At 72.7% G+C, this 9877-nt stretch carries 6 protein-coding genes; all 6 read right to left on the reverse strand.

From position 1 onward, the window contains the following. Positions 1–195 precede the first annotated feature (195 nt). From ACFVJX_RS34870 to ACFVJX_RS34895, 6 genes are read right to left on the reverse strand one after another with little or no spacing between them, the layout of a single operon-like run. On the reverse strand, positions 196–1359 hold the full coding sequence (locus ACFVJX_RS34870; protein WP_384128065.1) for a nucleotide disphospho-sugar-binding domain-containing protein: 1164 nt from the start codon (positions 1357–1359) through the stop codon (positions 196–198). Next, the gene (locus ACFVJX_RS34875; RefSeq protein WP_384128067.1) at positions 1247–3001 is read right to left on the reverse strand and encodes an MFS transporter; all 1755 of its coding nucleotides are present in this window, start codon (positions 2999–3001) and stop codon (positions 1247–1249) included. Before ACFVJX_RS34875 ends, ACFVJX_RS34870 begins: the two co-directional genes overlap by 113 nt. Beyond that, positions 2998–4167 carry a nucleotide disphospho-sugar-binding domain-containing protein gene (locus ACFVJX_RS34880; protein WP_384128069.1) on the reverse strand — a complete coding sequence of 390 codons (1170 nt, stop codon included), beginning with the start codon at positions 4165–4167 and terminating at the stop codon, positions 2998–3000. Before ACFVJX_RS34880 ends, ACFVJX_RS34875 begins: the two co-directional genes overlap by 4 nt. Then, a complete protein-coding gene (locus tag ACFVJX_RS34885) occupies positions 4155–5321 on the reverse strand; it encodes a nucleotide disphospho-sugar-binding domain-containing protein (RefSeq protein WP_384128071.1) in 1167 nt (388 codons plus the stop codon). Before ACFVJX_RS34885 ends, ACFVJX_RS34880 begins: the two co-directional genes overlap by 13 nt. Then, positions 5309–8473 carry an AMP-binding protein gene (locus ACFVJX_RS34890; RefSeq protein ID WP_384128072.1) on the reverse strand — a complete coding sequence of 1055 codons (3165 nt, stop codon included), beginning with the start codon at positions 8471–8473 and terminating at the stop codon, positions 5309–5311. The genes ACFVJX_RS34885 and ACFVJX_RS34890 overlap by 13 nt, the downstream gene beginning before the upstream one ends. Beyond that, a complete protein-coding gene (locus tag ACFVJX_RS34895) occupies positions 8470–9672 on the reverse strand; it encodes a nucleotide disphospho-sugar-binding domain-containing protein (protein WP_384314279.1) in 1203 nt (400 codons plus the stop codon). Before ACFVJX_RS34895 ends, ACFVJX_RS34890 begins: the two co-directional genes overlap by 4 nt. Positions 9673–9877 lie beyond the last annotated feature (205 nt).

A 9877-nucleotide genomic window follows, 5' to 3' on the forward strand; every position in this document is an offset into this window, starting at 1 on the left:
CCCGTCGTCGTAGCCCCCAGCCCCATTTTCGGGGGGGCCCGGCTCACTAAGGGCCGCACCTCCCCCGGCGCACCGCTCGACGGGCCCCTTGGGCCGATCCGGCCGACGGGCCCCTCCGTCATGTCCGCAGGCCGCCGGACACACGAGGAGGGGCCCCGGCACCGGCCGGGGCCTCTCATCGGATACAGCCCGGGGTCACCCGGCGAGCCGCTCCAGGTCCTCCACGACCCGGGCCGGAGCAGGCATCTGCTCCATGTCCGAACGCAGCTCCCGAGCACACTTGAGATAGCGCGCGTCGTCCAGCACGTCCCGCACGGCCTCCCGGACCTGACCCGGGTCGTTCTGCGGCTCCGCCTCCCCGAGGACCCGGGCGGCGCCGGCCGCGGCCAGCAGCTCCGCGGAGGCGAACTGGTCGACGATCTGCGGGAGCACGACCTGAGGCAGCCCGAACGAGCAGGACGTCAGGGTGGTGTTGGCGCCCCCGTGGTGGATCACGGCGTCGCAGTCGCGCAGGAAGAGGTTGAGCGGCACCGGCTCCACCACCCGTACGTTCTCCGGAAGCCGGCCGAAGCCCTCGTGGAACGCGGGATCCGCCGTCACCACGGCCTCGACATCGCCGAGTCCGTCGAAGGCCGCGATGATCGAGCGGAACAGACCGGTGCCGTTCAGCACCAGCGTCTGGCGGCCCAGGCACACCACGACCCGTCGGGTGCCACCGCCGGCGGGCACCTGTAGCCACCGGGGCGCGGTGCCCGCGCCGTTGAACGGCACATAGCCGATCGGCGCGCCGGGCGCGGCGCTCGGATGGCGCAGGGCGGGCGGGCACGGGTCGAGCAGCAGATCGGGGTCGGGCAGCCCGTCCAGGCCGAGCCGCTCGGCCGTCCCGTGCAGGAAGTTGCGGGCGGAGGCGCGGGAGGGGCCGCTGAGCGGGTCCACTCCCCAGCGGTGCTGAACGGAGGGGACGCCGAGTACGGCGGCCACGATCGGTCCGGTCAGTTCCATCTGCTCGGAGACGATCAGGTCGGGGCGCCAGTCACGGGCGAACTCCAGGTAGGAGCTGAGGAGATAGCGGGCGTGGGTCTCCCACAGTTTGGCCGACCCCGCCATCTTCTCCGGCGGCGTCGGACCCATCAGCTCCAACGGTCGTACCCCCTCGGGGAGATGCCGCTGCAGTACGTCGAGGCCGTGAAAACGGTCGCCGATATCGGTGGCGGAGATGCCCGCGGCGCGCGCCGCGTCGGTCACATCAGGCTGCGCTGCGACCTTCACCTCGTGGCCCGCTCCCATCAGCGCCCAGGCCAGCGGCACCATGGGGGTGAAGTGGGTGGGAAACGGGGTGCTCAGCATCAGTACGCGCATCTTCTTCGTCCTCCTCGGACTTCGGGGCGGTTTGCACGGTGGGGGCTTCGGCGGTGTCCGCGGGCGCATCGCCCGCCACCTCTTCGCCGGCGGTGAGGTTCACATCGACGTCCTGCATGAGCAGCGCAGTCAGCAGCGCGAGCAGCAGCAGCCCGGCAGCCGTCAGCAGCAGCACCGATGTGGCGTGCGCGAACGCGCTGGTCACCAGGGAGCGGCGGGCCGGGTCGAGCCCGGCGAGCCGGGCCGCGGCGGCGTCCGGGTCACTGACGCCCGACGCACCGGCGGCCGAGGCGAAACGGCTGCTGAGAACCGCGCCGAGCACGGTGCCCCCGATGGTCGTGCCCATCATCGTGGCGAACCGCGAGGTGGTGGTCACCACGCCCAACTGGTCCGCGGGCGCCGCCGACTGGGACATGAACAGCGCGATCTGGGTCACGCCGCCCAGGCCCACACCGAGCAACAGCAGCAGTGCGTCGATCTGCCAGTCCGGAGCGTCCGCCACGCTGAGACCCAGACCGGCGACCGCGGCGGTCGCGGTGGCCGTGGTGGTCACCAGGACCGCCTTGCACTTGCCGGTGCGGGCGATGACCTTCCCCCAGCCGATGAAGACCAGGATGACGCCGACGGCGAGCGGGATCAGGTGCAGCCCAACCAGGTCGAGGTCGACTCCCCGCACGATGTTCAGGTAGTTGATGAGGAACACCGGCAGCGACAGCAGCGCGAACCCGCCGACGAACTGCAGGATCGCGGCCGGCCGGAACACCCTGTCCTTGAAGAGACCCAGCGGCATCAGCGGATCGGCCGCCTTCAACTGGCGTGCCACGAAACCGCCGGCCATCAGCAGGCCGCCGTAGAAGTACGGCAGCACCGGGCCGGAGAACGAGTTGTGCTCCCCGTACGCCTTGACGCCGAACAGCAGGGCACAGGTGGCGGCGGCGATCAGGACCGAGCCGAGGATGTCGACCTTCTGGCGGGTGCCCTTGACCGGGAGCCGCAGCGCCCAGGCGACGCCGCCGAGTGCGAGACCGGCCAGCGGCACGTTGATCAGGAAGATCCAGCGCCACGACAGTTCCTCGCTGAGCGGGCCGCCGATGATCGGTCCGGCGATGATGCCGGCCGCGATGAGCGCACCGCCCGCGTTGGACCGCCCGGCACGGGACTTGGGCGGGTACAGCGTGGCGATGATGATCAGGGTCATGCTCATCAGGCCGCCGCCGCCGAGCCCCTGCACCGCACGGAAGGCGATCAGCTGGGTGAGGCTGTGGGCGCTCGCGCACAGGGCGGAGCCCGCCAGGAACGTGCCGATCGCGATGAGATAGACCCGCCGCGGTCCGAAACTGTCGCTGAGCCGGCCGTACAGCGGCTGGGCCGCGGTGGCCGCCAGCAGGTAGGCGGTGATCAGCCAGGGGAACCGGTCGATCCCGTGGGCCGGGTCCAGGTCACGCACGATCGGCAGGACGGCGGAGGAGATGATCGAGCCGTCGAGCAGTGCCAGCGTCATGGTGGCCATCGCACCCACGATGAAGACCAGGACCTGGATGTCCGTCATTCCGTGCGGATTGGGTTTCTTCTCCCCGGGGTCCTTGCCCTTCGCGGCACTCTCCGCCTTCTCCGCGGGCCCCGCCGACACGTCCGTGCTCATGCTGCCACCTCCTGGGTCGTCGTCAGTCCTTCGAGCAGGGCCACTGTTTCGGCGGCGGCCGGCATGGCCTCGGTCTCCGTGCGCAACCGCCCGGCTGCCTCCCGGTATCCGGGGTCCGTGAGCAGCGCGTCGGCCGCGGCGGCGAGTGCGGTGTCGCTGTTCTGCTGTTCGGCCAGGTCCAGGGTGATCCCGGCGCCCGCCCCGGCGATCCGGTCGCCCGCCACGAACGCGTCGACGAGCTGCGGCAGCACCAACTGGGGAATGCCGAGGGCGGCGGCGGCCAGCGTGGAGCCCGGTCCTCCGTGATGCACCACCAGGTCCGCGCCGGGGAACAGCAGCCCGGGCGCTGACTCGGCGGTGTACGTCATGCCGTCGGGCAGCGCCCCGATCGCGGCCCGGTACCCGGGCGCGGCGGCGACGACCGCCTCCACACCGCCCGCCGCGCCGAGCACGTCCGCGACCCGGCGCAGCAGCGCCGCACCGCCGAGCTCCAGGGTGTACCCGCCGAGCGCCACCGCGACCCGGCGCCCGGGGGCGGCGCCCCAGCTCCACGGGGTCCCGTCCCCGGTGTGCGGTACGGGACGGATCGGGCGGGCCGGCGGCGCGTCGGCGCCGACGAGGGCGGGCGGTGCCGGGTCGAGGACCAGGTCGGGCGCGGGCACGGCGTCCAGGCCCAGCCGGCCGCAGAGCGGGCCGAGCCACATCCTGGTCTGACCGAGCATGAACTCGCTGGTCGGGGCCGTGCCCCAGCGGTGCCAGACGCTCGGTACGCCGAGCACCTTCGCGACGACCGGGCCGGCGAACTCCATGTGCTCGGAGAGGATCAGGTCGGCGCGCCACTCACGGGCGAGCTCCAGATAGTCCAGCAGGAAGTACGGGGCGTGGTTGCGCCACATCTGGGCCGCGCCGTCGATCTGCTGGGCCGGCGGACGGCCGTGCACCTCGATGGGCCGGACCCCGTCCGGCAGCCGGCCGCGGCGCAGATCGACGTAGTGGAAGGTGTCGCCGAAGGTGGCGGTCGCCAGGCCCGCTTCGGCGGCGGGGCCCGTGACATCGGGCTGTCCGGCGACGAGGACGTCGTGCCCGGCCGCGCGAAGGGCCCGGACGAGCGGCAGCATCGGCAGGAAGTGGGTGGCGACGGGGGTGCTGGTGATCAGTACGCGCATCGGAGGTTCTCCAGGTCACGGACGACTGCTGCGGGGCTGGGCATGGCGGCCATGGACTCGGCGAGCGACGCGGCGCCCTTGGTGATCCGCTCGTCGGCGAGCAGGCTGCTGACCGCTGCGGCCACCTGGGCGGGGTCGTTCTGCGCCTCGGCCGTGCGGAGCGACAGCCCGGCGTCCGCCGCGGTCAGCAGGTCGCCGCCCTCGAACTGGTCCACCAGCTGCGGCAGGATCAGCTGCGGAACCCCGAAACTGGCCACGGTGAGCAGCGTGTTGGCGCCACCGTGCGTCACCACCGCGTCCGTCGTGTCGATGAAGCCGTTGAGCGGTGTCGGCGGGATGATCGTGACGTTCGCCGGGATGGTGCCCAGCTCGTCCAGGAACTCCTGCTGCACGGTCATCACCGCGTCGGTCTCCGGAAGGTCGCCGAAGGCGCTGATGATGCCGCGGAACATCGGCAGACCGCCGAGGGCGATGGTCTGCCGGCCCATCGACACACAGACCCTGGGCCTGTCCCCCCGCTCACGCAGCCGGGCGGGTACCGCCCCCGTCCCGTTGAAGGGGATGTGCCGGATCGGCGCCCCGGCCGGCGCGCCCGCGACGAGCAGTTCCGGCGGGGCCGGGTCGAGCAGCAGGTCGGGCTGGGGCAGGCCGCCCTCGATGCCGAGCCGTTCGCAGGCGCCCCGCAGCAGGTCCTCGGCGGTCGCGCGCATCAGGTGGCTCATCGGGTCGACGCCCCAGCGGTGCGAGACCACGGGGATCCGCAGCGCGCCACCGACCATGCAGGCGGACCAGTCGAAGATCTCCGAGACCACCAGGTCGGGCTTGAACCGGCGGGCCACCTCCAGATAGCGCGGCGCCAGGTAACGGGAGTGGAGCACCCAGACCCGGGAGCCGATCATGGTCATCTTCGGGGTGAGCGGGCCGACGATCTCGATGGGACGCTTGTCCGGCGGCAGCGGCGGGGTGAGCAGGTCCTTGCCGAAGAACTGCCGTCCCACGGAAACCGTGTTGAGGCCCGCGGAGCGGGCCATCGGGATGATGTCGGGCTGTCCGGCGACCAGGACCTCGTGCCCGGCGCCGCGCAGCGCCCAGGCCAGCGGCACCATGCAGGTGAAGTGGGTGGACTCGGGGCTGCTCAGGATCAGTACACGCATGTGGTGTCCTCGCAAGTGGTGGTTTCGGCCGGGCTCGATGCCCGTTCGGCGGGTCCGCGGCGCAGGGCTTCGGTGTACGAGGCCGCCACCCGGTCCGCGACCGTGGCCGGGATCCGGTCGGTCCGTACCGACGCGGTGATCAGGGCTCCGTCCGCGGTGGTGCGGATGTCGAGCTCCAGCTCGGTGAACATGGTGGGGGCGCCGATCCGGACCAGCTCAGCGGTGCATCCGGTGAGTTCGAGGCGGGGATCGGGGTCGTCCTGGCTCAGGAAGCTCGGCATCGGCCGCAGTGAATCGCCGCCGCCGGTCAGGACCACGGTGCGGGCCAGCTGGGCCCCGCCGGTCTCCTGCGCGGCGAGCGCGTCGTCCACGTTGGCCACGGCGTGTTCGAGCAGTCCGTCCACGACCTCCTGGTGCGGGGGCCAGAACCGCAGGTACAGCAGGTCGACCCGGCAGCTGACCGCGGTGGCGAGCACCCCGCTGCCCCGCCGGGCGGCCGGCACCTTGACCGCGATGTCCTGCTGCCCGGTCAGCTCCCGCAGTACGAGACCGAACTGGGCGGCGAGCATCGCGAACCTCGTGGTGCCGAGCTCCCTGGCCCGCTCGTCCCAGCGGACGAGCTCGGCACCGGTCACGGTCCCCGCGGCTGTGTAACCGGGCCCGGCGTTGGCGTCGTTGTCGGTGCGGCCGGGCAGTTCCAGCGCCTCCTGGAGCTCCAGATGCTCCTCCCAGTAGGCCTCCTGCGCCGCCAGGTCCACCCGGGAGACCACCCGGCGGTGGTCCGCCGACACCTCCGCGACGGTGGCCGCGGGCGCCGCGAACCGTGGTGCGCGGCCCGCCCTGCGGGCGGCGTACGCGAGCGAGAGGTCGTCGCCGATGATCGTCTCGGACGCGCCGTCGAACGCCACGTGGTGGGCGACAAGACCGAACAGGACACGGCCGGTCTCCCGGGCCCGGACGGTCGCACACCGCCATACCCGGCCCTCCCGCACGGAGAGCCGGGTGAACGCGGCCGCCAGCCAGTCGGCCTCGGCGGACTCCTCGTCGGCGGCATCCGGCAGCCGGATCAGCTCGGCGTCCGCCGGCTCGTCCGGCACCACGGCGTAGCCGATCTCGTTGTCCCGTATCAAATACCGTGCGTGCAGGGCCTGGTGGCGCAGATGGACGTCGGTGACCGCCGCATCGAGCGCGTCGATGTCGATCGGCCCCTCGATCCACCAGGTCAGACGGCACAGCCCGCCGAGCCCGTCCTTGTCGTGGGCTGCGGCGAACAGGAATCCGGACTGCTCGGGGGGCAGCAGGATCTCGCCCGGTCCCAGGCCCGGGGCCGGGCCGTCGGCGCTCTCGGTGGACCGGGCCGTGGTGTCCAGCCACTCGGCGAGGCGTCGCACGGTCGGCGTGCGGAAGATCTGCGAGGGCTGGACAGCGGCGCCGAGCGCTTCGTCGAGGTGCTGGCACAGCCGGGCGGCGTCCAGCGAACTGCCTCCGAGCTCGAAGAACGAGGAGTCGGCCGACACCCGGGCGGCGTCGAGCACGGCGCGGAAGGCGTCGGCGACCCGGGCCACCGTGCCCTGGAGGACCTCGGCGGCCACGGGCGCGCGGTCCGGTTCGTGACGGACCCGCGAGGTCAGTTCGCGCCGGTCGATCTTTCCGTTGGCGAGCTGCGGGAACCGCTCGACGAGCTGCACACTGCGCGGTACCAGATACTCCGGCAACAGGCCTGCGAGCCGCTCACGCAGGGCGTCCGGGCCGATGCCGTCGGGGAGGGCGGCACAGGTGTAGAAGAGGGCCAGCCCGTGGTACGAGCCGTCGGGCTTGGGCATCGGTACGACAGCGGCGCCGGTCACCGTCGCCACCCGTTCCACGGTGCGCTCCACCTCGGCGGGCTCGATCCGGTGGCCCCGGACCTTGATCTGCCGGTCGCCGCGCCCGGTGTAGTGGTGGATCCCCTCCGCCGACCGGTTTCCCAGGTCGCCGGTCCGGTAGAGCCGCCGGAGCCGCCCGTCGACCTCGGCGGTCACGAAGACCGCTTCGGTCAGTTCGGGATTGCCGAGGTAGCCGCGGGCCAGGGCCGGGCCGCCCAGGCACAGTTCACCGGTCTCACCCGGGGCGCACACCCGGGTCCCGTCCAGGACGTAGACATCGGTGTGCGGAAGCACCGCGCCGAGCGGAATGCCGGCCGGATCGTCGCAGTCCTCCAGACGTATCACGTGGGTCGTGACCATCGCCCCGCACTCGACGGGGCCGTACACGTTGATGAGCCTGGTCCCGGGGTGTGCGGTCAGGAAGCTCCGTACCCGGGTCGGTGCGGCCCGTTCCCCGCCGATGGAGAGCCACTTCATGCCGGCGAACGCGTCCACATCCGTGGTGACCAGCATGTTGAACAGCTGGGTCGTCATGAAGGCCGCGTTCACACCCTCGTCGGCGATCAGTGCCCGCAGGGTGCGCGGCACCAGTACCGTCTCGTCGATGAGTACGGTCGTGCCGCCGGTCAGCAGCATGCTCCAGCAGTCCAGGGTGAAGCCGTCCCAGGCCGGGGGAGCGGTCTGCGGCATCACGGTGCCCGGTCCGAGCTCGGCGTAGAAGTCCGTGTCGAAGAGGCGGACCGCGTTCTCGTGGGTGGAGACCACACCCTTGGGCGCGCCGGTGGAGCCGGAGGTGAAGAACACCGAGCAGGCGTCGGTGCCGGTCACATCGACCGGAGCGGGCCGCAGCCCGCGTGCGGCGGTGACCGCGAGGTCCTCGGCCGGCGGCGCCCAGGCCGGCACCGGCCGGTCGCCCGGCACGGTGGTGACCAGCAGCGGCGCCGACAGCAGGCGGATCTGTGCTTCGAGCCGGTCACCGGGCCACCGGGGATCCAGATACGAGTAGCCGGCCCCGCACTTGAACAGGGCGAGCAGCACCGCGATCAGCGGGGTGCCGCGCTCCATGAGCACCGGCACCAGGTGACCGCGGCGCACCCCCCGCGCCTGGAGCAGTGCCGCATACGCGTCGGACGCGGCGTCCAGCTCCCGGTAGGAGACGTGGACACCGCGGTGGGCCACGGCCGTCGCCTCCGGGAAGCGGCGGGCCGCGTCCTGGAACAGGCCGTGCATGGTGTCACCCCGGACGAACCGGGTCGCGCCCGTGGTGGGCTCGAGCAGTACGGTCATCGTCTTCTCGCCTCCTTGGGCGTGGGAACGTCCGTGTGGCCGGCTCGTACGCACTCCTCCAGGAAGCCCACGAGCTGGTCGGGGATGGGCATCCGGTCGATCTCGGTCCGCAGCGCCTCCGCCCGCGCGCGGTAGGACGGCCGGGCCAGCAGGTCCTGGACGGCCGCACCGGCCGCCCCCTCCTCGGCGTCGGCGGGCAGGGCGATGCCCGCGCCCGACGCGCGGACCAGGTGGGACCAGTGCTCCTGGAAGGCGTTCTGCGGGAGGAGCAACTGGGGCAGGCCGTGGGTGACGGCGATCAGGCCGCTGCCGACGCCGCCGTGGTGCACCAGCGCGTCGCAGTGCGCCAGCAGAACGTCGAGGGGGAAGGACTCCACCATCCGTACGCCGTCGGGCAGCGGGCCGGTGCGGGACGCCTGCTCGGGGGTGACCGCGAGGACCACGTCGGCGCCGAGACCGCGCAGGGCGGTGACCACGTGGTCACGCACCTCGTCCAGGGCGCTGGTGGTGACACCGCCGGTCACGCAGACCAGCGGACGCCCGGCCGGCCGGGCGGTACGCAGCCACCCGGGCAGCGCCGCGGGGCCGGCGAACGGGATGTAGCGCATCTCGGCCCTGCGCACCCCGTGCGGCGGGCGGAGTCCCGGCGGACAGGGGTCGATCCACACCGATTCGCCGACCACCGGGTCGACACCGAAGCGTTCGAAGAGCCTGGCGTAGGAGGGGCGCAGTTCGGACTCCCGCTCGCAGTGCACTCCGAGGGACACCCCCCAGGTGTGGCCCACGGCGGGCACCTTCACGGCGGCGGCGGCCACCGGACCCGCCGCCGCCGCGGTGTCGTGCACCACGATGTCCGGGCGCCAGAAGCGGGCGAAGTCCACGAGGTCGTCGGTGAGGGTGTCGGCGACGGCGATCATCTTCTCGATGAGGGCCTCGCTCAGATCGGCGTCGAGTACCGCGACGGACTCGGCGGGGGCCCGCAGCCGGCCGGGGCCCAGCCCGAGCTGTCTGGCCGCCGCGGCCCCCGTGCGGGCCTCGTCGCCTATGGGCACGGCGACCAGGCCCGCCCGGGTGACCGGGGCGACGCACTGGGGCCGCACCGCCACGCGTACCTCATGGCCGGCCAGGCGGCATGCCCAGGCGAGGGGGATGATCCAGGGGACATGGGCCGGGCCGTGCCCCACGAACAACACGCGCATTCAGGTGCCTCACTCCATCGCGTACGGTCAGTGGCAGGGCAAGGATCGGGGCGCCCGCTCGAATGCCACTCGTGCCGCGGCCGAACGCCGAAGTGCCCGCAGGGAGTTGTCCCAGGGGGGCCGTGCTGGGGGGGGGTGGGGGTGGCCTGGGGGCCGCCCCGTCGGTAGGGGGATGGGGCGGAGGGGGGGGGCAAAGGCGTCGAGA

The sequence above is a fragment of the Streptomyces sp. NPDC127177 genome, from assembly GCF_042672475.1.
Lineage (GTDB): Bacteria > Actinomycetota > Actinomycetes > Streptomycetales > Streptomycetaceae > Streptomyces.